Genomic DNA, 24,991 nt, shown 5'->3' on the forward strand with positions numbered 1-24,991 from the left:
ATAAACCTTTTATCTAATCTTGAAGCAATCCATTTGTGGTGTTTTCTTTCCTCGCCCGCACTTCCTGGGTCTTTACCGTTCATTATGTTTAAAATGGCTTCATCGTGATTCCCCCTAACAATAGATACATCAGTCCGGGAAAATAACAAATCTAGAACTTCATTTGTTTCATGTCCGATAGCAATTAAAACACCTAGACAATAAATGTGTTAAATCTGGTTATCTTTATCGATGTCATCTAAGACGGCCTTCAATGCACAACTATTTCCGTAAATGTCAGTAATAATAGCGACTTTATTGCTTTTATCCATTAATTCCACCTCATATATAGGAATCACTATTACTTCTTTAAAGTTAACTTGAATTCCTTCTTTAATTAAATCTGCTAATAAGAGTCAGGAAGGTCTTATTAAAATATTTTTTCTTCCATGTTAAACTTTTTGAAAACACGCCAAATCCTCTCCAAATTACTTGGTGAATTTTATAAAAATGGCAATCTCCTCTGAATTAAGTCAAATTTAGAAATACTCATTATAAAAGCTTGTTTAAACACTATCTCTAATAAGTCCTATAAAAAAGTAATCCGTATAAACCGATTACAACTATTATACGAAGGCACCCATTTAGTTATAGAAAGAAGAACTTAATTTCTAACCAGTATCGACTTTTATTGTTTTATCATTTGTTCATTGATTAGACGTTCTTTGTCGTCCAAATTAAAACTGCCGTTTGTCCAACTTGGAAGAATTCCATAGCCCTAAATAGTCTCTTGCTTTGCTTCGTAAACTATTGCTTTCAAACGTTTTCCTTCAATGTCTTTTTCTTTTAATTCATAAGTGTATTATGTAACCTCTTCTCCTAAATGCTCACTTAAAAATGTCATACCATTCGCTTCATGATTACTAAACATTTCATTAGGAATATCTAATATAAAGGTTTCAACTTCGATAGACTTTTTAATTTCCCACCCTTTTTTGGATAAATATACTTTATGATCCTCATTAAGGTTTTCTTGATTAAAAGCAGAAACGAATAAAATCCCAATAAGTATTAATAACATTCTTATTTTTATAACAATACCTTCTCTTTTTAATAATGATATTTAATTCAATACAGTTTTCTTCTGCTTCGTTACATAGATAAGGGAAAAGCCATCCTTCATCAAGACAGCAACGTATCCGTGGGATAAAAAAGATTACTATCATTATATATATTTATAATAGCCTTTCAGCAAGTTTTATATTTTCCTTTAAATATGCGGGTAATCCATTGTGGGATAATATCTCTTGGGTTGTCATCCATACGACATCATCAACTTCATCCGTACTTTTAGCAAAGGCCTCACCCGATTTATGATGACATATAAAAACTATGTCAATAACATTAAGCCCTGAATCAGTAACAAACGATGAACTATTTACATATCTTAGGCCTGTCACTTCGATTCCCACTTCTTCATATATTTCTCTTTGCAAAGTCCTTTCCAAAATATCGGAAAAATTTCCTTCGATTTCGCACTTCCCGCCAACAAGGGAAAGTGAGCCGCCTGCGTGTTCCTCCTTTTTACTTCTAAAAATTAAAAGCCATTTGTCATTTCGACGAATTGCACCTTCTACATTTACAATAAACATTAAATATCCTCCTACATATATTTATAAGCCTTCATTATGCTTAAAGTTCTTTTTAAGGCTATCTTCAAAGAAAAATGACCGATTTTCCATTTTGTAAAAATGCACTCCGATATTTGAATAAGATAACTCATAATTATTTTCTTAACGCTTCTTTTATCGCCCAATAATGGTGTTCATGGATTAGAAGTTGTTCAGCATTATCTAAATCAATCCAACTAGTATAGTGATCATCTTCTATGGGTTGCTGAACCTTGTTCAATAATTTTACTAAATAAAAATAAGCATTATTAAGTAGTGGCTCACCTTTAATTGATTTGAAGTATTTCATTGCATTACCAATATAAGAATCTACTGTTATCTTAAAACCTGTTTCTTCTAACATCTCTCTTCTTAAACAATCTATATCATATTCGCCATTTTCAATTCCGCCTCCAGGTAAAAAATAATCACCATTGGAATTTTGAACAGATAAAACCTTATCCATGTCAGAATTAAAACAAATGGCATAAATCCCTTTTCTTGTTTGATAATCAAAGTTATCTATCTTCTGCCCAAAAACTTTAACCACGTTATCACCTGCTAAATGAATTCTTTTTGCTAAACTTCATTAGGCTAAATTCATTGTCTATTTTTATCACCATAAAATCCTCTAGTTTCTTTATCTATACTTTTAACCTACTTGTTATTAAAAGTATTATAATTTATTTACAATCTCCTCTAATGCCATTCCGCGTGAACCTTTCACTAAAATAACATCGTTAATATCAGAAATGTCCTTAATAAAATTTACAATTTTGTTTTTATCCGTAAAATGTTGCACTCTCGATTTACTTAAATTTATTCTAGCTTCATCTGCTATGAATTTAGATAGAGGACCATATGTAATAAGAAAATCAATTTTGCTTGGATTAATAAATCTTCCAATCATTTTATGATATTCTATTTCATGTTCTCCTAATTCCAACATATCACCTAAAACCAAAATTTTCTTATCGTATCCTTCCAATTCCTGAAAAGTTTCAATAGCAGCTTGAACAGAATTTGGACTAGCATTCCAGGCATCATTTATTATTGTGCAACCAATCTTCGATCTTAATTTTTGCATTCGCATCTCAGTAATAGTTAAATCTCTCAATCCTTTTATAATATTTTCGTCTTTAATTCCGAGTTCCTTTCCAACAACAATCGATGCTAAAGCATTTTGAACATTATATTTTCCCATTAAAGGAACAGTATATTGTGGTGAATTCTTATGATTTATAAAGAAACTGAATTCAGCAGATTGAGCAAATATTGAACGAGTATAAAAATCATTATGCGTTTTCTCACCAAAAGTTATAAATCTGATGCGTCTTGAATAGTGAGTATTTTTTATTTGTTGTAAAAGTGGCTCGTCACCGTTATATACAAGTAATCCATTTTCTTTTAATCCAGCGACAATTTCTAATTTTGCTTTAGCAATACCTTCTCTAGAACCTAAAGTTCCAATGTGTGATAAGCCAATCATAGTGATAATGGCTATGTCAGGCTGGGCGATTTTAGATAATTGTTTAATCTGACCTCTTTCACTCATACCCATTTCAAGGACCATCATTTCATCATCTTCTGATACTTCTAAAATGGTTAATGGCAATCCAATCTGACTATTTAAATTACCTTTTGTTTTATGAACTTTAAATGATGTTCCTAAAATGGAATTTACCATATCCTTTGTGGTTGTTTTGCCATTACTTCCAGTAATACCAATTACTTTAATAGAAAGCTGATTTCGATAGGAAGATGCGAGTGTTTGTAAAGCAGCTAGTGTATTATCTACGAAAATCAGTGGAATCCCTTTCGGAGGATTTGAGTGATCTTTCTCCCATAAAGAAGCAGTAGCCCCCTTTTTTATTGCTTCAGCAACGTAATCATGTCCATCCTTTATGCGTACAATGGGAATATACAAATTTCCTTCTTTCACAGTTCTTGAATCTATTGATACACCTCTAACACCTAAATTTTCAAAATGTGCTTCTAAGCCGTCTCCATTGATCATCTCTTTGATAACCTTTAGGCTTCTTTCTATCAAGTTAACTCCTCCATATATAGGTATTATAAAAATATAAACCTAATCCATAAGGATGTATCCCGCTTTTAATTAAATTAACAAAAGAACTTCATTAGCAACACTGTTTTCAATGACACCTTTCGTTAAAGAAATAGCGTTCTATTACCACGTAGTCTTAAGCTGAAAAATATATTTCATTTTTAGATATCATACGGGTTCCTGAAACGAGAATAACTCATATGAATTTTTCATTTTATCTTATTATCTTTACACCAGAGGTAAGTTATTTCATTATTGTATAACTTGCACATTTAGTTGATAGCGCTTCCATATTAATGACATCTCATAAACGACTACCCATAATGTGATTATCTTCTAGTACCACACTCTACAAAACCCGTTTTTTAATGGTAGCGAATTGCATTTTTGTTAGATTCATATACTTTTAAAAGTCCTTAACTCTTGTTGCCGTTAATAACATAAGCAATTATACAAATTGTATATAAAAATATTATCTAACTTTTTTAGTAAAACAATATGATAACTTATCAAAACCTTTGGACTCATAAAAATCATGTGCTTTTGTCCGTTGAAATCCACTATTTAATATAAGGTAAGAAAGTCCCTTCTCTAAAGCATAATTTTCAACATGTTTAAGAAGTTTAGTTCCTATTCCTTTTTCTTGAAAACTTTCTTGTACAGCAAGACCATTTATTTTTAAGTATCCTATTTCGTATTCTAATGCCATTGTTTGTACCACCGTGATACAACCTACTACCTTGTTTTCTATCAATGCGACAAAAGTTTTGTAATTTTCATCTTTATTCATTTTTTCAAACCGTTCGGAAATATTTGCAGCATTAACAGTGCGACTTCCCAATTCATTATTCCATAAAGATATTACTACCAAATAATCGTTTTCTCTAATTTCACGAATTTCAATATCCATATATATCCTCCGATTTTTAATCATAGTATGTGCTCCTCCCATAATAATTCAACGAACTTTACAATAAATCCTTTTCCACTGAACTCCTTATACTTTTAGTAAATTCTTTCACATAGTCTTAATGGATATTAAGGTTTATTCCATCAAAAAAGATCGTCTTTAGACGACCTTATACTTGATTAATATTTAATATTATTTTTTTCCTTTGGTGCTACAATTACTTTAACCTCAAGTGCTTCGATCTGTTCAATTGTCTCTAGATCAGCATCCCATTCCGTAATTAATATATCTAGGTCTTCGATTCTTCCTTTAATAATTTTCTACTTAAGCTGGATTAACCACTAAGCTTACGAGGTTTATTGTAAAAAATCCCGCGTTACCTTTTTTCTGAGTAAACATCTCATTTTATATTTTTCTAATATACTATATATCGTAAAAGTGCTAGATGTTCTTTGCTGATGTAGAAAAAGCGTTTCCGTCTTTTACAGAAACGCCAATGTTAGTGAATAAACAAATATATTTAATTACTTTTAATCGCAACAATCATATAATTTGCCGGTATAAATTGATTACCTTTATCTGGTTCTTCATACATCTTTTTTATAATAAAACCTTGTTGCGCAAATGAAGTAATAATGTCAGAAAATGTCCATTTTCGTAAATATGTTTTAGGTAATGTCTTTTGTTCCTCTTCAGGGAAGAACCCTTCATAAGCAACAGGATTAAAGTGTAAAGTTTCGTTAAAATAACCTTCTTTAAGAATCAGAGTTCCCTCTTTTTCATTTACTTGTACAATTTTACTAAAAGGGTGAAAATCCCTTAATATTAGTTTCCCATTTTCCTTTAGTAAAGCAACTATAATTTGCCCTAATTTTTCCAAATCTGAAAAGTAGTGCAATATTCCGAATTCCATAAATACAATATCAAACTGGCTTTTCATTTCCTTAATTGGAATATCAAATAGATCCGATACGATGTAATTTATATTTACATTTGCTTCTTTTGATAATTCTCTAGCATATCTAGCATTTTCTTCAGAAATATCAACTATCGTTACATCCGCACCAAGAACAGCAAGAGCAACAGCCCTAATTCCACCAGAACCTAATAAATTTGCAATCTTTTTTCCTGAAACATTTCCGAGGTCTTTTTTATAATAGTTAAGCCATCTATCAGTATTATCTCTAATATGTTTCCCCATTTTTTCAGGTGTTCCATAATTCGTAACCCAATGTTCATATGCTCTATACTCCCAAGCCATCTTATTTTGTTTACTTTGCTCTTTTTGCATAAAGACCTCCTTTATTTTTTCAAATCAAATTTATTTGGGGCAATTTCACTTTCTAGCGGCTTGTTCCTCCCAACTGATCTGTTTATATGTTTCGGAATTCAGCAATATAAGTCTTATCCTTCTGGAATATCTATCATATTTTTAGTAAGCTCAGAATTTAGATTGATTGCATTTTTATTTCTCTCCAAAGGTAATTTTCATACTAGGAGCGTATACTATAGAGGAGTCAATATTAAATATTTGTGAAAACAATAGTTCAGCTTCATACTGAGCTTGTGCATTCTCCAAAGTAACCCCACGTTTTTTTAAACCTTCAATAAACGCTTCCTTATTAGATGGATCTTCCCCTAAACCTTCCCCTTTTAAAGAAAAATATAACTTTTGTTTATCTTTTTGATCCATATTTGAATTGAGGAAGTTTACTTTGTCACTGAGTCTGCACTCGATGTTTTTTACACCCAATTCTGCTAGATATAAAGGAATTTTAGCTCCGATATTTCCATCTTTACCATATTGTTTTTCATCATCTTCAAATAGTTTTTGTAGAATGCCAAGTTTCATAATATGTGTTTGGTCATACCCATCAACATAGTATGAAGACATATTTGAAATCCAGTGAGGTTCAAAACAAATTATTTTGCCTTCGTTTACAACAGAATTAATCATTTTTTGAAGCATTCTTTTTGAGTCAGACATATGTAAAAGAAAAGCGTGACAAACGGCAATATCATACTTATTCTCTAATTCTATCTCGTTTGCATCCGCTACAAAGAATTCAGCTTCATATTGGAGATTATGAAAAAGCTCTCTCCCTCTATTAATAAGCTGTTGCCCTTTATCTATTCCTGTATATTTCGAACCAGTCGGTAATAGAGGTAATAGCTTAAGCCCTAAATATCCAAATCCACAGCCAAAATCGATAATATGTACAGGTTTAGATAGCTTCCAAACGTATTTCACTAAAAACTCTAAATAGTCATCATTATAATATAAATCTCTGGTTCTTTTGAGATATTCCAGCTGGGTATCCCAATAATACTCTTTCAATTGATCTCCCCCTTTTACACATCGAACAAATTGCTTTGCTCTAATAAACAAAACGGAACAATACAACCATCGTTCCGTTTCATTCATGCTAACAATAAATCTTTTAATTAGTCCCAAAATCCCCCATCTGAATGAATAATTTGCCCCGTGATCCATTCAGATTCGTCACTTGCTAAAAAGACGATTAATTTAGCCGCATCTCTAGGCTCACCGAGTCGACCCATAGGAAATTTCGGTAATAAAGATTGCTTCAACTTATTACTCATCCATCCACTATCTGTTGGTCCGGGGTCCACGGCATTAACCGTGATTTTAAGCGGTGCTAACTCAAGGGCGACTGATTTTGTAAAAGTTGAAACAGCCCCTTTTGTTGCAACATAAGCTAAATTGCCGGGTTCAGGTGATTTGTCTTGACCTGACACCATATTAATAATTCGTCCCCCTTGTTTCCCTTCAATTTGACGTACAAACTCAACTGTTAAAAGACACGTACCTCTAATATTTACGCCATAATGAGCATCAAGAATTTCCGCATTCATGGTACGAAAATCTACGTCTACAGAATGTGTCGCATTATTAACAAGAATGGATGGAGAACCAAGTTTCTCGTGAACTTCATAAAGTAGTTTTTTCGGAGCATCTGGTTGTGACAGATCCAATTCCATTGATTCACATCGTACTCCAAGGTTGCGAATCTCATCTACAAGATTTTGAGACCAATCGGAATCATCATTTTTATTAAACCACTCCATCTGACGATCATAATTTGACCAATGTGTAAAAAAAATGTCCGCCCCTTCTCTAGCTAATTCTCGACATATTGCAGTACCAATCCCTTTTACTCGACTAGCGCCAGTCACGATTGCAATCTTATTTATTAATCTTTTCATATAAGCATCTCCTTACCGGAAAGGCTGAACAATGCACTATTGGAAATGTAAACTACCAAAAAAGCGAATACCCAAATTAGGTATTCGCCCGGTGTTTATAGCACACGAACCCAGCAATCCTTTAATGGTGTAAATAATGATGGGAAATTGCCCCTTTTTCAAATTGAAAAGGGAATCAGCAACTCCATTCAATTACTAAGCCATTAAAGAATATCTCCCATTAAAGTCCATGCTCCTTTCGTACATCTCCGTAGATAATATGATATCTTAAACAACCTCTTTAGTAAAGGGCTTACATTTGCAATTATAACTTATCTAACGCGGATTTTAGCTACTCTTTTTCTAAAAACAATATGTTACTTATCTCCATTCCTTCTCTCCACTTATTCCTACTAGAATACACTTAAACGGAATCACGAGAATCTCAACATAATATTCAGCCATGAGTATCCCAATAAAATTCGTGATTTCTAATTACATGGAATTTATTGGAACTAGAATCATTCCTTAATTCCAAAGGCTCATAGAATTTTGGCAATAATACAGCGTATTCTTTAACTTTTTGAACTACTTCGAAATTAAATTTACTCTCGACTGGAGACATGAACCAAAAAAGGTTTTTCGCCATATACCCAATATAATATTCGCTTGAAATTTCGGCATTACTATTTAATCTAACTTCAAGATTATTTCTAAATAGTTCCGAAACTCATTAATACTTAATAACTCTCCGTGTTTGTTTGTAATATATATCCCCCAGGAAGCATCTAAATAAAGCCATTTCCTTAATGATTCTGAGTAAACTATCGTTATAACATGGCTGTCCATATCATAAGCGTCATATGGACGACAATGAACACGACGGGAACGAAACCCCATACTAAGATAAACTTCATTCAGGACAGTCGCAATGGCATAGCAATTAACTTTGATTGTTTCTCTATCAATTAAGCTTAAGATATGTAATGCATTACAAGGCAGTGGAGGCATTACATTTCCATGCCCCAACTTTCCACTTACCCAATACATAAGAATTAATATTTTGGACAATTCATCGCCGTCACCGGCAATTTTTTCTAATTGATATTTATCTCTTATATTTTTTAATTCTTCACTATTATGTATGTGATACTTAAAATCGACATTATCATTAGAATTTGACTCTGTATCAAAGTCGGCTAAAGTTAAAAGTTCTATATAATAATCTTTAAATTCAGGAAGATACCCAAACATATTATCACCTGCCAAATCGTATTCTTTAAATCCGTAATCCATATACATGATCACGATAGAATTGTATATACTAGGGAAATAAATTGTTAGAAGAATGGGTTCATTATATTTTTCTTAATTTATGAATAATTGTTTAATGATTTTATGTTAATCATATTCTCATTCTTCCTGCTACTCACTTTTATCAATTTATCCCGTTCGCCTTAAGACGATTAATAAATTATTGTGTACCACCTTGTGTAATATTGATAGGCAACACTTTGTGTTATATTCCCCTTCTCAAATACTAAAGCATTTGAAATCTCGTTTCTTTCTACAAAACGCCAGCCGTCTTTTTCCATCATATTAATGTATGGCTCCATTTCTCCCCGTTTTACTAAATATCCGTAAATATCATCTATTTCAACTGATCCCTTTACCTCAGCTATCTCTTTGTCCAGAAAAATAAGTTTAGATATTGCTACTGCTAACGGTATAGGATTTCCCTCTTGAAAAATCACGTCTTTCTTTTGAATAATAAAGATGGATAATAGGCTAAACAATAGAACTGTTATAATAAAGACCTTTGATTTTAACATTTAATCTATCCTTTTATATTTATTTTCATTTAAGCTGCATCATTAGCTTAATATATTATTAAATGTGCATTATATTTTAGAACACGTTCATTGATTGTTGGGTTTTATTGGTTCATTACATTGTAACCTATCCATCCAATTAGTAATATATTTGGAGCAATTAAAAAAACTGTTAGCCACCTACTATTTTTTCTTAGGGTAAAAGCAGCACCAAGATAAAAAAGTGGAAAAACTAACCCCCACCATTTAAAACTCGGGGTAGCAGCTAAGTAAAGTGATAACGGAGCTATTAATAAACTAGAAATCACAAGAAAGAACGGCTTTTTCATATAAAAAGCCATAATCGAAAGTATAATCGAAACGATCATGAATGGCCAAAAGAATCTACCCATAATTTCCCCCTTAAAATATTTCCTTAATCTTAAATAATGGCTATCTCGAGTTTCCAGCCTTTTACTATATATAGTGAATTTGATCTCCCTATTTGTAACTTAAAGTGATAACAGCGAATTACTCTCTTAAACAATAGAATTCGTTAAAATTAATTTCCATTTAATCTATTTATAATTTTCAGTATTTTATTATCTATTATAATATCAAGGTTTTCATTAAATACATAAAAAAGCAACAAATTATTTACTTCATACACCTTATATGAGACCACATTGAAGTTTGCTGTTTTATTATGAAATTCTTGCAAACCTTTTTCTCTTTTATCATTTGAATCATAGATATAAACCAACAGGAGCTTCCCCTCTAATTCATAAAAAGATGGTCTCACCCCATTTAGTTTCATACCAAAAATTTTACTATCTCTCACATTACTTACTTTAAGTGACATTTGTTCTTCATCAAACAAAGATAGCGTTTCTTCCAAGGTAATTGCATTGGAATCTTTTGTTTGGCAAGCTACTATTAAGAAAACCATTAGTAGAAATGTTAAAGGTATTTTATTCAATGAATTGCCTCCTTAATTGTTAGCAATCAAAGTTTAAAAAGTGCTTGTTATAGTAAATAAGACAATTAAAAAGATGCTTTCATCGGCAATCGATCTTTAACTCTTGGACTATTAACTCAATTATCAGCTATGGCCGTTAACCGTTGAAGGGTTGGAGATCCAAGTGCATTAGGAAACGGGGGTTGTCTTACAAAAATTTCTACACTTATTATCATTGTTACGGGATTTTTTATTCTTTCCCGATGTTCTTATTAAGCTATCATCTCTCTCCTCTAGAATTACAATCTTAACTAAAAAAGTATTTATCCTCCTTAGCTCAAAGACCCGATAGTTGATATATAAAAAGTTAGTAAAATAATCAAAGTCATTGCCTGCTTTTGAGAAAAGCCGTTATATCTAATTTTAATTACTAATAACGAATTAAGGATTCAAATATGTTAGAATCTTCCTTAGGGAGGGTGTTTTATATGGTTGTATCAAGTGTATTAAGTTTGTTATCTATGTTAATTACAATAGCTTTACCAGTGGCGGGGGTATTTCTTTTAATATGGATTTATCAGATTAAGAGAAATAGCGAAATCCAAGTTGAACAAAACAAAGAAATCATTCGCCTATTAGAAAAAGAAAAAATATAGTAATCGTTGATTTTGAACCCTTAAATTCATTTCTTTTTGGGTTCCTTATTATTATTTGTCCTAGATTAGAACTAATAAATAAGAAATTATCCAACTAAAGTCAATAATGGAAGCATCGCTACAGGCTTTTTCATACATAATGCCACAATTGAAGTATTCAAACAGATCATGAACGGCCAGAGGAATATGCCCATAATTGCCTCCTTAAAATTTTCCCTTATCTTAATAATGGATAAAGTGATTACAAAGAATATATTCTGAACCTACAAAGAACATTTACCTTACCTTCTTTTTCCAAATAGAAATTCGTACATTATTAATACTGTGAGGATCAACTGCGCGATACTTTGCCAAATTGAAGCTATTAATTTATATTGAAGCAATGAATATTCTTTTAATTTTCTCCCTTGTATCATTATCCTTTTTAAGCTTAACGGTTGCGGCCAAGAGAAAAAGCAGTTGATCATAATGGCTTCCTTCTTTACTCGATATTTTATAGTTTAGGAATCCACTCGTGAGTATCGGGATGACAAATTTCAAGAGATCTCTTTAACCATTGTTTTTGTTCTATGGATAAATGTGGTAAGGATGAGTTAAAGTCTTGTTCATGCTTAGATGCATCTATTGAATTTATATAGGTTGATTTATACAATAAAACAATTTCTGGAGACAGATATTGAAGTCCATCTTTTATTAGAAAGGCACTATTAATAGATCGTTTTATAGAATGATCATTTAAAATATAGTAAAAATAATTTTCGTCCTTTTGATTAAATAGAAATTCAATATAATCAAAAGCTACTTGTTCATTAGCTTTAATTGAAAATTGGTATGTATTTTTTTCATTTGTCGGTTGTAAAGCACATCTAGTGTTACTGCTTGGAAAACAAAATAAATTTCGTTTCATTTGTGTTTTAGAAGAATCAAACAATTCAAGTACCTTTCCACCACCACAAGCTTCAAAAACTCTCCACCCTTTATTTATCATAAAGGTAATAATATTTGGTCTATCCTCCCAAAACGCAAAAATATCTACATCCGTATGTGTTCTTGTAATTTTTCCAATAAAGAGGTCAATCGCACACCCACCACATATTGCCCATTTGAAATTTGCATCTTCTAAAAATGTTTTCACACTGGATATAATATTTTCCATTTTGCACCTCATTTTTTCTAGTAAAGCCGCTGAAACTTCAGTATCAGAAATTTAAATATTTTCATTCTATTTTTTCCACCATTTCTCTAATTGCTTCTATAACTGCTTTGGGTTTGTCAATATGAACAGCATGGCCAGCATTTTCTACAATAATATATTTGCTATTTGACGACATATTAGCCAACTCCTTCTGAAATGTTGTCCAGCAAGCCCAAGATTCGGATGTATGATGTGGCTGTGAACTACCTGTTAAAACAGTTAACGGGATCGTTCCAAGGGATTTTACAGCTCTTACTTGCTCTAAGCTTTCCTCAAATGTACTAAGTGAACTTTCAAGGGAAAACCCACTAAAATAATCTTCCTGTAATTCTTTACTCCACAAAGGAACCATTTTTTCATTTTGATCTTCGTGGGAAGAATCTAAAAGTATAACTCCAGCTACCTCATCTGGATACTTACCTGCATATAACCTAACATTTAATCCTCCAAATGAATGTCCTACTAAAATATAAGGAGGTCTTATATTTGCTTTTTTAAGTAATCTTCTAAGGTTTTCAATAATTTGCAAACTATGCTTTGGCCTTTCACTTCTTTCACTCTTTCCGATCCCGTCTCTGTCATACATAAATACATTGGCAAATATTGATACTTCATCCTTAATCGGAAGCCAATTATTTAGATCCCATCCATACCCAGATTCAAAAACAATGGTCATATTATGAACCGGCCCTTCCGAATATTCATAATGTAAATTCACCCCATCAACATTCAGCTTTTTACCGATAATATTGGGATCCATAACTTCCCTCCATAATAACTTTATATAAACTTTTCCATAAAGAACTTAGGATCTCCTGCTTATCAGGATATGGAAAAAGCTTTACTCCTTATGGAAATAAATGAAGTACTAAAAAATATGTCATAACTTAATTGATTAAATCCTGAATATTGTAGGTAATTAATAACTAAAGCAAAAAAGTACTCCAATATTATTTGAATTTGTGATTTCTAGAATCACAATCCATAAGTAAAGGAGCACTTTTTTAAGAAAGAATTATAAACATATACTCAATATCACAAAGTCCAATATATACTATTGCTTGGTCGCTTCATTTTCTTTCCAATAATAATCAGCAAAAACTTCTGCCAAAGCGTCTATAGTGTTATTCAGCTCTTCAATGTTATTATCTACACCTCCCAGTTCCACTAATATTGCTTTGTCTGATACATCTTGATTATAGACTCCATTTCCTTGGTATCTATTTTTCAAGAAAACTCCACGGCTGATACCGGGATATTTTTTTTCTAATTCACTATTAATTTTTTTTGCGAATTCTAAGTTTTTTTGGTAATTTTTATTTTCTTTTCCAACTATAAAATATAGTCTTGCAAATGGTTTACCTTTTATATTTTTTGTAGTTACTGCTTTTCTAGCTGAATCACGGTGTATATCTATAAAATATTGGATATTTTTATTATTAGCTAGAGCTGTCTGAACAATTTCATGTGATAGTTTGTATGAATCAGAATAATCCCATTTCCGTTTTAATAACTCATTATTTACGTTGGTCTTATTATGCTCAACACCTATCCCCAATGCTATCAAACTATTACTTAATTTTTCACCAACAGCTACCACATTTGCCTTACTATCAGAACTAAATGCTTCATCTGGAACAGTTGCGTCTTTTAGTAAAGGAAGAAAAGATTCTAGATTATGTGTATGATAAATAAACACACTTTTGGATTCATGGACTACAGTATTGTCTGTATCGTTTTTATCCGTGTTATTATTAAACTGATCGTGAACTTCTTTTTCTATAAAGTTTTTAGGGGGTGGCGATTCAAAAGGAAGCGTCGTCAAATCGGTTCCTTCCCCTGCAACAATTATTTTTGTATCATAGTTTGCTAATCCAGGAATCTCATTTATTAAAAAGCTTCGAGTATCAGAAGGTTTTATATTTATGATTATTTTAAGAAGTCCCTCAGAAATATTTTTAAATGATAAAAAGTCACTTTGATAAGTAGGAAAGAAATAATGATTTTCAAATTTCATAACTTGAATAAATAACTCATCTGCCTTAATATCCTGAAACAGCTTTTGCATTACTTCGGACTTAAATTCATACTTATATATGATGCCTAATAAAAGTATTGAAACAATAAGTATCCTAAAAAACAATAATTTATCGGATCTGTCTCTATATCTGTGATTTTTCATTTATTCACCCTCTATTAATAGTACGAATTTTAATCTTGTATTCTATGTTTACTATCAATATGTTTTTTCATTGATAAATATTCATATATTATTCAAATGGTGAATATTAGATTTCAATTCTCTATTTATTAATATTGCTTTGAATTAAGCCTTATTGAAAACAGCAGCCAACTATCGGAAATAATTAAATGAAAAGATCACTTTTTATAAAAGCGATCCGATCAAATTATACATTCCTTAAAATCTTTCATCGTCCTTTCTTTCAAAAATCTAAGTTCTCTATAATTTGAATTTTTTCACTATCGGAATAGTCAATAATGGACTATTATATAAAAGAAGATACATACTATTCCGTTGGGAGGAATGCATTATGAAAATGGAACATATAGGAATTATGGTTAAGGACATGGATGAGTCTCTAGCATTTTATCAAAACATCCTTGGTTTAAAATTAAGAAGTAGAGAGTGGTTAAATGACACAGTGGAGCTTGCCTTCTTATATTTTACAGAGCAGCCAAGTGTAGAGATTGAACTTGTTTATGGCGTTCAAGTTGAAAACGAAGGGATCGTAAATCACTTAGCCTTTACAGTTGAAGATATTGAAGCCGAACTCGCACGCTTGAAAGAAGCAGGTGTCAAATTGGTAGATGAAGAACCTCGATCTATTTTAAAAGATAATGTTAAAATTGCGTTTTTTGAGGGTCCGAATGGCGAGAAGCTAGAATTGGTAGAAAGATAAGGGAGGAAAATGAAGTAAATTTTATATCAGATTGAACATACAATGATTGTAAACGAATAATATTTTTAAGTAGTATATCTTCAACAAATAAGTGCGATGCTTCAATAAGGAAGGTCGCTCTTTCTTATTGATGGAACGAAGCGATAGAGAATAGGAGATTTGATTATGAACTGATAATAAAACAAACCGTTAAAGAAACTTTTAATTTATTGCCTCTAATTTGGTTTAATTCAATTGTACCTTTTTTATTTGGCATTTACATTTCGCTTCTTTTTGTAAAAGTGTAGGATAAGTACAATCCATCACAATCTGATCTAAATTTATTAAGAAAAGAATAATTTTTAATGCTTTAGAATTGATCCCGATAGCAACTTTATATTTTATTCGAACTACGCATTAATATCATTTTTAATCTTGCCAAGCTGTAGATGTTTTTTCAAAAAGGTTTTTTTTTATCTATCTGTTTTTTCTATTCTTTATGTTAGATTTGATGAATAGACAAACCGCTAACAAAAATGCTATTGTTGCAAGATTAGTATAAGTTCGTGCTAATTCAATCGCATGTACTGGCTTAAAGAATATTGATTTGTATCCATAAATCAAGAATGCACAAAGTATGATAACTGTCACTATGTTTAATACTCTTTTGAACATACATTTCACCTTCTTTCTTCCTTCCGGTTATCATTGACAACCATCTAAGTGATACCCTTCAAAGTAAGAGATTGGAACCTTTTTGAGTGTTTACTAAATAAAAAGATTCCATTAAATCCTGACGATATTGATTGTTATGAAAACGATGATGTATATTACGTGATTAATCTGTCGAGTAAATGAACGTAAACAGGCGAAAAGCGAAGATCCTCCTTCCCTATTTTTGTCCGCTTTTTTGATTATTTCCCTACCTTAAAACGCTATTAAATGATACTAAAGTCATTTAAAAATTTATATTTTATTCAGCAAAAGCAACCGTTTAAAGAACCGGCAAGATGCTCAACGCTGCGAAGAGATCAATAAGTAAGTTTATTTTCAGTTCCTAAAAGCAGCCTTTTTATATTTTCCCTATGTCTAAAAATAACCATTAGAGCCATTAGCCATACAAAAATATTAAAATATAAGGTATGCCCAAAAACAGGAATAAATGAAATAGCCGCAATAAGCATTGTAGCTAATATGGTGCCTAAAGAAACATACCTTGTTAAAGCAATTATTATTACAAAAAAACCAATGCATAAAAGGGCCATAACCCAGTCAATCATAAACAGCACAGCCACTGACGTTAGTGCTCCCTTTCCTCCTTTAAACCTAAAATATACCGGCCAGTTATGCCCTATAACCGCGCCTGCGCCTGCCACCAAAAGGCTTAAGGAATCCATCGTCCCTCCTGAATAAAAGTAAACGCCAAGTAACAAGCCTATAGAACAGGCAATTATTCCTTTTAATATATCTCCCAAAAGAACAAACACCGCAGCAGATTTCCCAAGTGTTCTTAGAGTATTGGTAAGCCCGGCGCTTTTGCTTCCGTGGTTTCTTATATCCATGCCGTATATTTTCCCTACAATCACCGCTGTATTCAGACTACCTAAAAGGTAACCAAAAGTTAAGGCAACAAAAATCTTTAAAATATCCATCATCAATTTCCTCCCTTACCTCCACAAACTGGCTCTTTTATGGCAAATCATTATGGGACAACTACACCTGTTAATTGAGCAAGCCAAATCTTTCAGATGAAATCATATAGCAAATTACTTTCTAACAAACTTTATAATTAAGCTAATAATTACGGAAATAACCGTGTAAATTACTACCCAAATACAGAAAGACTTATTAAATACAGTGAAAATTAAAATTGTAAAAACAACAAAAATTAATAAAGGTATTACAGACAACTTTTTCAAGAAAAACATTCCTACAATCGACATGATCATAACAATGATAGGCAAAACTAACAACACCAAAAGATATATTTATCTAATCAAAGCCATATCAACAACTTGTTTCGCAAACGCAGCACAGGGTTTAATTAGGTCAGGACTTTTATCAATAGCCCATCTCAGTTTGTCGAAAGCTCTTAACAGCAACAAAACTCTCACGCTAGAGAGGTCCTTTTCCATTAAACCATAGCCATCTAGATATGCTTTAAATTCTTCATTATTGGGCTCCCTACCTAGGATTTGGCACTTCAACATTTCTATAATGTCACCATAAGGTATCACTGATACTTCTGCACTGCCCCAATCAAGTAAAAATACCTGTCCTTCATTATTGACGATTGTATTCTTCAATGAGACATCCCCATGATTTAAAGCAAAATGGAACTTCTCTTCCTTCAAACCTTCGAACAGTTTTCTAATTTTTTTAGATTCTGTCTGATTGATTACCCCAAGCTCTATTAACTGATCATTCTCGGTTAAACTGTTGATATTATAATTTACATAACCCAACCAACTACCATCTGACCCTGCATGAGGAGGCGACTGAAACATACCATGTATTGAAATCAGATTTTCCCCATATCCCTTAACTGGAATCGTATGAATTAGTTTGGCGTAAGCGCCAAGTTGCTTCCAAATATCCCTCTTGGGTTTCGTACTATCTAATCCGTTCTCTCCATCTATGAAGGTTTGGATCATATACGCGGTTTCGTCAACTATACCAATAGACAATACCTGTGGACTAGGAATGCCAACTGCTCGAGCTTGCTCGATGCACCAACTTTCTTTAACAAAACTCGAATATGTATCCGCTTTGTTCATGCGAACTACAACTTTCCTGTTATTCGTCTCAGCTACACAAACTTGATTTACGCTTCCTTTACCTATTATTTGATATGATTTTATGACCCTTTCTTGTAAAAAATCCTCTGTAATTCGTTCTGCTTTCGAAACATGCGATTGTATCATAAAATTCTCCTTATTTAACTATGTAATTAGACTGCATTTATCAATTACTTAATATTTCCTCTTAAATTCCCGTTTGTACAATAACTTCTACAAAAATAGCGATAATCCTTCTTGGACTATCGCACCCGTTCGTTTAAAAAGCACTATAAAATATTCAAATATTTTTCATAGCAAACACATTCATGAATTCGTTGGTTGGATGTTTTAAACTGCTCAATCTCTTCTCCTACGTAATGTGCGAATGAATTGACTAAGTAGAGTTTAGGGATGATACTTTGAATTCTATTTTTCATTTCATTTCCTTCAAAGTAAATATGGTAGTATGAATCGACTTTATTAAACAACATTTTTTCATACCAGTTCTGTACCCAACAGTCATCTCTAGTCCAGGCTTCAAAACGATTTAAACCTAAATCGACTGCTCGCTTTTCCGCTTCTTGAAGTAGTTGCTCGCCAATTCCTTGTCGATAATAATCTGGATGAACTGCAATATGCCAGATCATTCCTCCTAAACCTTCCGCCCTTGAACAAACTGTCTTTTCTTCCTTTTCATACTCTACATCAATGAGACCAACAATTTCTCCGTTTAATTCTGCAATTAGTTCGATTGCAGAATTCTCATAGCTTTCCTTTTTATTTAAAACATTATCAAAAATAAGCTGTATTTAAAAATGATAGTGTTCTACATCGAACCCAACCTATTTCATCAGTATCTTTATATTCACGAATAATCAATTTATATTTTCTCCCCCTTAAGAACTTGTTGGTTGAAGTTAAAACCATGACCTTGGTTAATGAAAAATCTGGCCTTTATATGAAAAAAGGACACTTATCCTTATTCATGGATAACACACGATTACATAAGATCATTTTTTTAAATAAAAAACGTTGATATTATGAGAGATTTGATAATCGCGCTTTAATAGAATATAATGCTTTTTAAAAATTTTGCGGACAAATCTTCAGACAAATAATTCTGGTTGAATACATAACGCTATAAACTTTGATTTTATGGCAAACATTAAGAGTATGTTTTGAAAAAAAATGATCAAACATACTCTTATTTATATGGCAAATTAACTTTTATAGAGATAGGACTTAGGCTCGTCTGACACGCACTCGTTACTTAATAAACCTTTGTTCTAATTCAACCTTTTGACGCAAGTGATGACGAAAATGCATACCAACCAAATCATACCATTCCCTTGCATTCAGCCAGCCGAACCCTCCATGCTTGACTTTATAATTCGGGTTTATATTATCCACTTTTGATTCCCATTTGCTCAACCTTAGAATTACTTGTTTCATTCTGCTAATAAGTTCGTCAATGCTATTCGAATTATTAGGTGGAGTATTTAGTTCATCCGGTAATTTAATTTTAATTGGTGGAAACCCTCCGTTCTTATATAAATGCTCACCAAACTCCGTTTTCCCTAGGGGTTGTTCATCATTTAAGGTAGCACAAGTTTCCATATTATCTAGATACTCATGAGCAACAAGAATTAAATGGTCATACATTTGTCCAATAGACCAAACCCCTTCTTCCGATTTATATCTTAGCTGTTCCAATGAATAATTTTGAAGCTCGCTTTTGTAAGTATTAATCATTTTAAGTTCGGTCAATTTAATTCCTCCTTTGGTACTTTTTAACTCATATCTTAAATTTTATATATATATAACTAATTATTCAATCTTCGATTATAAATACCTTCGTTCACATGTTCCGTTAGTTTAAAAAAGAACCTCACAATCTCCTCTATATTTAACCAACTATCCAATTTTGTTGAAAACGTTCCTCAACAATTAATCAAACTTTTTTATAAACGTCGTGACTTTATTGTTGCTTTATAATAAAGTTTGATTAAAAACAAGCCATTGAATGTTAATGGATCAATACTCTTACTATTTTATTTTTGAAAAAAGATTGTTCAAAACGCTGATTTTTGACATTCTTAGGATTTATTTTTGATAAAAAAGTTATATCATTTCAGTAATCCTTATTCCACTAAATCCCCTGTTACTTTAAGTAAGATCGTTTCACATACTTAATAACTCATAGCCATAAGTATCACCTTTGTCCAAATTAAGGACAGTTTCACATTCTTTCTTTTTTCGTCATCACTACTTCATCTTCAATAAAAGCATTCAGTCGCCCCTATGTGAATACCTTCCCACAGAAATCAATAATGATTTTTAGAGCCAGATAAAAAAAGCTTCCCATTTAGTATTTTTACTAAAAAGAAGCTTTTTTGGTCAAAAATATGGGTGTATAATGATTGAAAATCGTAAACTTTGGACGTCATACAGCTAATTGAACTTCATGATCATCTTTTTTAAAAATGCTTTAACCTTAAAGGACAACGGATTTAATCCTTAGGTGTTCCTTGTAATTGCTGATATTTTGTCATCCTTTCAATCGCTTCCTCCCGCATATTGGACAAAGATTGTAATCTGTGCATATCCATCTGTTGATTCTGGGACTGAACATTGATTTCAGAATTGACTACTTGTGTAACTCCTCCGGCTATTTGTAAACTTCCTTGGACTATTGCTGCAGTAAATCGTTGGTCTGCAGCATTTCGCATTCGTTCTACATCTGCTTGTAGAGCCGCTATTGATTCATTTAATTCCTGTTGGCGTGATTCTAGAGCCGCAGATCGCATTTCTGCACTTAATTTTTTCAACAGTGCTCCCACAACTAGTTCGTCTTTACTATTTCGTATTGCTACTTCTGTTGCTTGAGTGACTTCCAATAATTCATTTAACTTTTGTAATTGTCGGTCTCCATCCCTCACTAAGTCACTCTGTTTTTTCAATTGACTATCTAGTAACCGAAGTTGGTTCTCCTGAACCTGTATGATCGAAGTTATTACGTCCTCTCCTATTAAATTGGCATGACCAACGCTTTTAACACTAGCCAACATCTGCTGTTGTGATTGGGTATCCATATTTTCATAAGCTTCAAGTGCTTCCTTCATTTCATCTTCATAACGATCTTTTTCAACCGCATAACTATTTTCATTCCCTATCCCAAAAAAGACTGCCAAAATGATGGCTATACTCACACAGCCTACTCCTATGTTGCGAATCCACATGTCCATCTTCTATCACCTTTCATTATTTAAAAACATCCATTGTAAGAATTAATTAGGAGAAATATATCCTGGAAGGCCTGGATTCCTTAAATATTTTGCGGTTTGAATCCAATTGTATGAATCCTCAATATCTTCCTGAACCTCCCATATATCATAATGATAGTATTTGCGATCTCCTTTTTCGTTTAAAGCTGTCCACCCTGTTACACCTGCATAAGTCGCTGACCCTTCTATCATATTATTCATCAATTCTTCTCTGTCAAACGGATCTTTAAGTTGATTCATCACAGAAGCTAACATGCCTGGAATATCATAAGCAAACAGTGCATCAGGAAGAAAGGGGCCTTCTGTAAAAGTTTCCAATTCAGATTGAATGGTGTTAAACAAGGTTGAATCAGGAATACCGAATGTTACTCCTGTCAAATTCACTTGTGATGCCTTTTGTGCAATCTCTTCATCATCTAAAATGACTGGACTGAGTGTAACAGTATCCGTTCCAAACCAACGGATTCCATCCATACTATCTTCTTTATCACTATTTCTAAGCATATCGGCTATTTCATCAAATGCAACTGGAACAACTGCAATCCGTTCCTTTTCCATTTCCAAACTCTTCACTGCATTCGCAATTTTTTTCGAAACAAGTTCCCAATCTGTTTCCTTTGGCTGGTAAATTACTGGCTCTGTGACCGTCCCATGAAGTGATTCAAATTCTTCCGTAAACTGTTTAGTTAATTCACTACCATAAATATCATTTCGATAAACGGGAACTACTGCATAAACTCCTTCATATGCCAATAGATTTGCTAATGCTTTGGCTTGTTCAGTATCATCAGGAACCATCCGAAAGACACTATCTCCTTCAATTCCAAGTGTAGGTGAAGTGCTACTATAACTGATAACGATAGCACCTTGTTCAGACGCCCAAGGTTGTATACTTTCTACTTCTGCACTTGAACCGGCAATAAAAATTTCATGCCCTTCTTCCCATAATTTCTTTGCTTTTGAAAGAGCAACTTCTGGATCACTCTGACTGTCCTCAACTGTAAGTTCGAATTGCAGATCCAATCCTTCTTCTTCCCAGTTTTTATTGGTATCTTCCACACCCATCTCAATTGCTAGTTTACGAATTTCCCCTTTTGATCCTAACCCACCACTCAACGGTAATAAGGCCGCCAATTTGATAACATTTGTATCTTTTTGAGTCTCTTGAATAGAACAACCATTGACAAATATCAAAAGTGATAAAGAAAGAACCCAAACTAAGACAACATAAAACTTCCCCTTCATCAGTCCCTCATCACCCTTTCTCACAAACGAAATAAAATCGCATTTCTCCATGACTATAATCTTTTTGTATAGTTTATTGAATAGGTTTTAAAAAAAAAAAGATATATTTAGTCTAGATGATTACATTCGATAACAGCAAAACCACATTTAAGAGATTGACATATTTATCTAAAATTGTTACAGACTATCAGAATAGTAAAATAGAGTTACTAATAAAGCATCATATTAATACCTTAAAGGTATAACTTAATCAGAAATAAAACTGAATAATAAATTACAGTATTCTAGACTATTATTCAATTAGGTGCTATAAGCATAAGCCTAATTATCAGATTTTCCACACGAAATCCGAATATGCACCACTTGCGTATTTTGGCTCTTTTCACATTCCTAAAAGATACTGCCTTTGATAGCATTTATTAATTTCCATATACAGGAATTTCACAAATTATTGATTTTTAGTTAATATTGTTCGAATTGAGTACACCCTATTGATACAGGGTTTCTTTTTTTATCGTTGTAAATTCACAGAATCCTATGCTACCCAATACGCGAAATCATCGGAATGTGCAACCACATTTTCTTTTGAAATCTAACATCAGTACCGTCTAGTAAACAAACAGCAGCGAATAGGACTGATAATGTTCATCGAATTATTGTCGGTTTTCTTCATATTTTGGACGAAAAAACGACCATTCACCCCCATCAGACTGGCAGCAGGTTATTAAAATAGTCGCTCCACCTATGTCTATTTCTAACATGAATCATTTGAAAATTGCTTACCCAAGCTTTCCTTATGCGAGCATTGGTAGTGTTTAAATGGGATTTGGCTCTGCTTTCAGTTAACGCATATTTTCAATGATGGACGATCTGTTATCTTGCATTTTCTTAATAAAGTTCGTCATTACATCAAATGCTTCTTGTCGCTTATTGGACAGAGATTGTAATCTGAGCATGTCCATTTGCTGGCTATTGGACTGGGCGTCCATATCCCTTTTCAATTGATTAATTGTTTCTTCTAATTCTTGGGTTTTATCCAATGGTCCCTCTGCATGTCTTATTTCGGCTAATTCCGCTTTAGCAACGTTTATTTTTTCGCTTAATTCGCCTATTTTTTGATTTCTTTTTTGTACCTCGTTAATCTGGTTTTTCAATTGTTCTTCTAATAGTCGAACTCGCTCCTGCTGAACTGACATCAACGCAGTCTCCAAGTCCATAGCAGATATATCGATACTTGATACTTGCAATCCAGCCATAAACTGCTGTTGTGATTGAGTGTTCATTTTTTCGTAAGCTTCGCTAGCATTCTTAACTTCATTTACATTACTATTCGCATAGCTTTCTCCAGAAAAGGCTGCAAAGGTTATTGCTATAATCATACTTCCTACTCCCAGGTTACGAATCCACTTGTTCATACGTTTCTTCTCCTTTCATCATAAGCATTCCATCTTCTAGTAAGACAGGATTATTCATAACGTTAACAAATTCTTCCTTTGTAAGTGTAATCAAATGATGGTTCATTGCTGTAACAACATATTGGTGTGCAGGCTCTGAAACACTACTATCAAGCTGTTGGTAAAATCGTTTTACTTAAACTATTAAAGCAACTAAACCTTCCAAGAAGGCATTATGTTATACCTCGCTAGTTTGTTTTTTCAATTAGTCATAAATCCTTTCTGCATAAATAATATAGCGATCTGGTGCATTACCGATAAAACTAAAAGGATAACAGGTGGACAAAGTTAAAATTTCATCAGGTGCTGTGGAACGAATCACTGTCCTATCATCCGCATCAACAATATCTGTATCAAAAATTTCATAAGTATATGTACCGCCATAACTCATCTCGACAACGAGTGTGTCTCCTATTTGCAGCTCTCCCAAACCTCGAAAAACAGTATCCCTATGCCCTGATAATAAAATTTGATCTCCTTGATCAGGTAATGCTGTTGTCGTATAATGCCCGACCCCGCGTTCTAGTTCATCCTCGTTTGTACCAGAAATAATGGGCAATTTTTTATCTAGTAAGGGGAGATGCAAGATGCCAATGACATCTCCTGTTTCGATATGGAAATCATCCGGAGATGGTGATTCCTCCGATTCAATCCGCTCTTCAATTAGCTTCTGAGCTTTTTGAAACGATTTTTTTTGTTCTGCCTGAGTGTTCCATATCAGGCTAACTGCATAAATTAGGAACCCCAAGCCTACCAAAAATAATAAAATCGGGATTATCCTTTTCATTGACCTGTTTCTCCTATTAGCGTGATATTCAGTACTATTAATCTCTTGTGCATATCTTTTTATCTTTAATAAAGAAAACACCTGGAA

At 32.7% G+C, this 24,991-nt stretch carries 26 protein-coding genes and 1 pseudogene; 2 read left to right on the forward strand and 25 right to left on the reverse strand.

Translation table 11 applies throughout. The features are described 5' to 3' along the window. Positions 1 to 841: 841 nt before the first annotated feature. The 12 genes from KHA96_RS18550 to KHA96_RS18605 all read right to left on the reverse strand — a co-directional run bounded on the left by KHA96_RS18550 (position 842) and on the right by KHA96_RS18605 (position 10,624). On the reverse strand, positions 842 to 1,060 hold the full coding sequence (locus tag KHA96_RS18550; protein ID WP_213130811.1) for a hypothetical protein: 219 nt from the start codon (positions 1,058 to 1,060) through the stop codon (positions 842 to 844). Between the two features lie 154 nt (positions 1,061 to 1,214). Beyond that, positions 1,215 to 1,631, reverse strand: coding sequence for an NUDIX hydrolase (locus KHA96_RS18555; RefSeq protein WP_213130812.1), 417 nt, complete (start codon positions 1,629 to 1,631; stop codon positions 1,215 to 1,217). A 133-nt stretch (positions 1,632 to 1,764) separates the two neighbouring features. Beyond that, positions 1,765 to 2,199, reverse strand: a complete 435-nt coding sequence (locus KHA96_RS18560; RefSeq protein ID WP_349305798.1) for an NUDIX hydrolase — start codon at positions 2,197 to 2,199, stop codon at positions 1,765 to 1,767. Positions 2,200 to 2,325: 126 nt separating this feature from the next. Then, positions 2,326 to 3,699: a UDP-N-acetylmuramoyl-tripeptide--D-alanyl-D-alanine ligase gene (locus tag KHA96_RS18565; RefSeq protein ID WP_249315748.1), complete on the reverse strand. Its 1,374-nt coding sequence runs from the start codon at positions 3,697 to 3,699 to the stop codon at positions 2,326 to 2,328. A 490-nt stretch (positions 3,700 to 4,189) separates the two neighbouring features. Beyond that, complete coding sequence (locus KHA96_RS18570; RefSeq protein ID WP_213130813.1) at positions 4,190 to 4,627, reverse strand: GNAT family N-acetyltransferase; 438 nt, start codon at positions 4,625 to 4,627, stop codon at positions 4,190 to 4,192. Between the two features lie 520 nt (positions 4,628 to 5,147). Beyond that, entirely contained in the window at positions 5,148 to 5,918 is a 771-nt protein-coding gene (locus tag KHA96_RS18575) for a class I SAM-dependent methyltransferase (RefSeq protein WP_213130814.1), read from the reverse strand. Between the two features lie 174 nt (positions 5,919 to 6,092). Next, complete coding sequence (locus KHA96_RS18580; RefSeq protein ID WP_213130815.1) at positions 6,093 to 6,965, reverse strand: methyltransferase domain-containing protein; 873 nt, start codon at positions 6,963 to 6,965, stop codon at positions 6,093 to 6,095. 107 nt (positions 6,966 to 7,072) lie between these two features. Then, positions 7,073 to 7,855: an SDR family oxidoreductase gene (locus tag KHA96_RS18585; protein WP_213130816.1), complete on the reverse strand. Its 783-nt coding sequence runs from the start codon at positions 7,853 to 7,855 to the stop codon at positions 7,073 to 7,075. 669 nt (positions 7,856 to 8,524) lie between these two features. Then, complete coding sequence (locus KHA96_RS18590; protein ID WP_213130817.1) at positions 8,525 to 9,130, reverse strand: hypothetical protein; 606 nt, start codon at positions 9,128 to 9,130, stop codon at positions 8,525 to 8,527. 170 nt (positions 9,131 to 9,300) lie between these two features. Continuing rightward, entirely contained in the window at positions 9,301 to 9,666 is a 366-nt protein-coding gene (locus tag KHA96_RS18595; RefSeq protein WP_213130818.1) for a hypothetical protein, read from the reverse strand. Positions 9,667 to 9,770: 104 nt separating this feature from the next. After that, on the reverse strand, positions 9,771 to 10,058 hold the full coding sequence (locus KHA96_RS18600; protein WP_213130819.1) for a hypothetical protein: 288 nt from the start codon (positions 10,056 to 10,058) through the stop codon (positions 9,771 to 9,773). A gap of 149 nt (positions 10,059 to 10,207) precedes the next feature. After that, positions 10,208 to 10,624, reverse strand: coding sequence for a hypothetical protein (locus tag KHA96_RS18605; protein ID WP_213130820.1), 417 nt, complete (start codon positions 10,622 to 10,624; stop codon positions 10,208 to 10,210). Between the two features lie 467 nt (positions 10,625 to 11,091). Between KHA96_RS18605 and KHA96_RS18610 the strand changes: the two genes are divergently transcribed. Then, positions 11,092 to 11,259, forward strand: coding sequence for a hypothetical protein (locus KHA96_RS18610; RefSeq protein WP_213131133.1), 168 nt, complete (start codon positions 11,092 to 11,094; stop codon positions 11,257 to 11,259). A 493-nt stretch (positions 11,260 to 11,752) separates the two neighbouring features. On the opposite strand, the gene KHA96_RS18615 is transcribed toward KHA96_RS18610, so the two are convergent. From KHA96_RS18615 to spoIIP, 3 genes are all read right to left on the reverse strand, one after another. After that, positions 11,753 to 12,415 carry a nucleotidyltransferase domain-containing protein gene (locus tag KHA96_RS18615; protein ID WP_213130821.1) on the reverse strand — a complete coding sequence of 221 codons (663 nt, stop codon included), beginning with the start codon at positions 12,413 to 12,415 and terminating at the stop codon, positions 11,753 to 11,755. Between the two features lie 61 nt (positions 12,416 to 12,476). After that, positions 12,477 to 13,214 (reverse strand): alpha/beta fold hydrolase, encoded by a 738-nt coding sequence (locus KHA96_RS18620; RefSeq protein ID WP_213130822.1) that lies wholly within the window; start codon positions 13,212 to 13,214, stop codon positions 12,477 to 12,479. Between the two features lie 294 nt (positions 13,215 to 13,508). Then, a complete protein-coding gene (gene spoIIP, locus KHA96_RS18625; RefSeq protein ID WP_213130823.1) occupies positions 13,509 to 14,636 on the reverse strand; it encodes a stage II sporulation protein P in 1,128 nt (375 codons plus the stop codon). 370 nt (positions 14,637 to 15,006) lie between these two features. Here spoIIP and KHA96_RS18630 point away from each other — a divergent pair, with 370 nt between their 5' ends. Beyond that, positions 15,007 to 15,375, forward strand: a complete 369-nt coding sequence (locus tag KHA96_RS18630; protein ID WP_213130824.1) for a VOC family protein — start codon at positions 15,007 to 15,009, stop codon at positions 15,373 to 15,375. Positions 15,376 to 16,385: 1,010 nt separating this feature from the next. Here KHA96_RS18630 and plsY read toward each other — a convergent pair. From plsY to KHA96_RS18675, 10 genes and pseudogenes are all read right to left on the reverse strand, one after another. After that, on the reverse strand, positions 16,386 to 17,006 hold the full coding sequence (gene plsY / locus KHA96_RS18635; protein ID WP_249315750.1) for a glycerol-3-phosphate 1-O-acyltransferase PlsY: 621 nt from the start codon (positions 17,004 to 17,006) through the stop codon (positions 16,386 to 16,388). A 114-nt stretch (positions 17,007 to 17,120) separates the two neighbouring features. After that, positions 17,121 to 17,330: a DUF2651 family protein gene (locus tag KHA96_RS18640; protein WP_349305814.1), complete on the reverse strand. Its 210-nt coding sequence runs from the start codon at positions 17,328 to 17,330 to the stop codon at positions 17,121 to 17,123. 12 nt (positions 17,331 to 17,342) lie between these two features. Beyond that, positions 17,343 to 18,278 carry an aminoglycoside phosphotransferase family protein gene (locus tag KHA96_RS18645; RefSeq protein ID WP_213130826.1) on the reverse strand — a complete coding sequence of 312 codons (936 nt, stop codon included), beginning with the start codon at positions 18,276 to 18,278 and terminating at the stop codon, positions 17,343 to 17,345. Positions 18,279 to 18,421: 143 nt separating this feature from the next. Beyond that, positions 18,422 to 19,013, reverse strand: a pseudogene (locus KHA96_RS18650) (GNAT family N-acetyltransferase). A gap of 387 nt (positions 19,014 to 19,400) precedes the next feature. After that, the gene (locus KHA96_RS18655) at positions 19,401 to 19,901 is read right to left on the reverse strand and encodes a DinB family protein (RefSeq protein ID WP_213130827.1); all 501 of its coding nucleotides are present in this window, start codon (positions 19,899 to 19,901) and stop codon (positions 19,401 to 19,403) included. A gap of 743 nt (positions 19,902 to 20,644) precedes the next feature. After that, positions 20,645 to 21,343: a hypothetical protein gene (locus KHA96_RS18660; RefSeq protein WP_213130828.1), complete on the reverse strand. Its 699-nt coding sequence runs from the start codon at positions 21,341 to 21,343 to the stop codon at positions 20,645 to 20,647. Between the two features lie 78 nt (positions 21,344 to 21,421). Further along, positions 21,422 to 22,663, reverse strand: coding sequence for an ABC transporter substrate-binding protein (locus KHA96_RS18665; RefSeq protein WP_213130829.1), 1,242 nt, complete (start codon positions 22,661 to 22,663; stop codon positions 21,422 to 21,424). An 842-nt stretch (positions 22,664 to 23,505) separates the two neighbouring features. Next, positions 23,506 to 24,042: a hypothetical protein gene (locus KHA96_RS18670; RefSeq protein WP_213130830.1), complete on the reverse strand. Its 537-nt coding sequence runs from the start codon at positions 24,040 to 24,042 to the stop codon at positions 23,506 to 23,508. Positions 24,043 to 24,058: 16 nt separating this feature from the next. Further along, complete coding sequence (locus tag KHA96_RS23295; RefSeq protein WP_283248474.1) at positions 24,059 to 24,184, reverse strand: hypothetical protein; 126 nt, start codon at positions 24,182 to 24,184, stop codon at positions 24,059 to 24,061. 138 nt (positions 24,185 to 24,322) lie between these two features. Beyond that, positions 24,323 to 24,904, reverse strand: coding sequence for a class D sortase (locus KHA96_RS18675; RefSeq protein WP_213130831.1), 582 nt, complete (start codon positions 24,902 to 24,904; stop codon positions 24,323 to 24,325). Positions 24,905 to 24,991 lie beyond the last annotated feature (87 nt).

Source organism: Bacillus sp. FJAT-49711, assembly GCF_018343715.1.
Lineage (GTDB): Bacteria > Bacillota > Bacilli > Bacillales > Bacillaceae_C > Lederbergia.

Bases quoted from the DNA above. Each gene is read 5' to 3' on its own strand.
- KHA96_RS18575 (WP_213130814.1), bottom strand. From the start codon at position 5,918: ATGCAAAAAGAGCAAAGTAAACAAAATAAGATGGCTTGGGAGTATAGA.
- KHA96_RS18600 (WP_213130819.1), bottom strand. From the start codon at position 10,058: ATGGGTAGATTCTTTTGGCCATTCATGATCGTTTCGATTATACTTTCG.
- KHA96_RS18620 (WP_213130822.1), bottom strand. From the start codon at position 13,214: ATGGATCCCAATATTATCGGTAAAAAGCTGAATGTTGATGGGGTGAAT.
- KHA96_RS18615 (WP_213130821.1), bottom strand. From the start codon at position 12,415: ATGGAAAATATTATATCCAGTGTGAAAACATTTTTAGAAGATGCAAAT.
- KHA96_RS18585 (WP_213130816.1), bottom strand. From the start codon at position 7,855: ATGAAAAGATTAATAAATAAGATTGCAATCGTGACTGGCGCTAGTCGA.
- KHA96_RS18665 (WP_213130829.1), bottom strand. From the start codon at position 22,663: ATGAAGGGGAAGTTTTATGTTGTCTTAGTTTGGGTTCTTTCTTTATCA.
- KHA96_RS18675 (WP_213130831.1), bottom strand. From the start codon at position 24,904: ATGAAAAGGATAATCCCGATTTTATTATTTTTGGTAGGCTTGGGGTTC.
- KHA96_RS23295 (WP_283248474.1), bottom strand. From the start codon at position 24,184: ATGAACCATCATTTGATTACACTTACAAAGGAAGAATTTGTTAACGTT.
- KHA96_RS18595 (WP_213130818.1), bottom strand. From the start codon at position 9,666: ATGTTAAAATCAAAGGTCTTTATTATAACAGTTCTATTGTTTAGCCTA.
- KHA96_RS18590 (WP_213130817.1), bottom strand. From the start codon at position 9,130: ATGGATTACGGATTTAAAGAATACGATTTGGCAGGTGATAATATGTTT.
- KHA96_RS18670 (WP_213130830.1), bottom strand. From the start codon at position 24,042: ATGATTATAGCAATAACCTTTGCAGCCTTTTCTGGAGAAAGCTATGCG.
- KHA96_RS18550 (WP_213130811.1), bottom strand. From the start codon at position 1,060: ATGTTATTAATACTTATTGGGATTTTATTCGTTTCTGCTTTTAATCAA.
- KHA96_RS18570 (WP_213130813.1), bottom strand. From the start codon at position 4,627: ATGGATATTGAAATTCGTGAAATTAGAGAAAACGATTATTTGGTAGTA.
- KHA96_RS18645 (WP_213130826.1), bottom strand. From the start codon at position 18,278: ATGATACAATCGCATGTTTCGAAAGCAGAACGAATTACAGAGGATTTT.
- KHA96_RS18610 (WP_213131133.1), top strand. From the start codon at position 11,092: ATGGTTGTATCAAGTGTATTAAGTTTGTTATCTATGTTAATTACAATA.
- plsY (WP_249315750.1), bottom strand. From the start codon at position 17,006: ATGGATATTTTAAAGATTTTTGTTGCCTTAACTTTTGGTTACCTTTTA.
- KHA96_RS18555 (WP_213130812.1), bottom strand. From the start codon at position 1,631: ATGTTTATTGTAAATGTAGAAGGTGCAATTCGTCGAAATGACAAATGG.
- KHA96_RS18630 (WP_213130824.1), top strand. From the start codon at position 15,007: ATGAAAATGGAACATATAGGAATTATGGTTAAGGACATGGATGAGTCT.
- spoIIP (WP_213130823.1), bottom strand. From the start codon at position 14,636: ATGAAAAATCACAGATATAGAGACAGATCCGATAAATTATTGTTTTTT.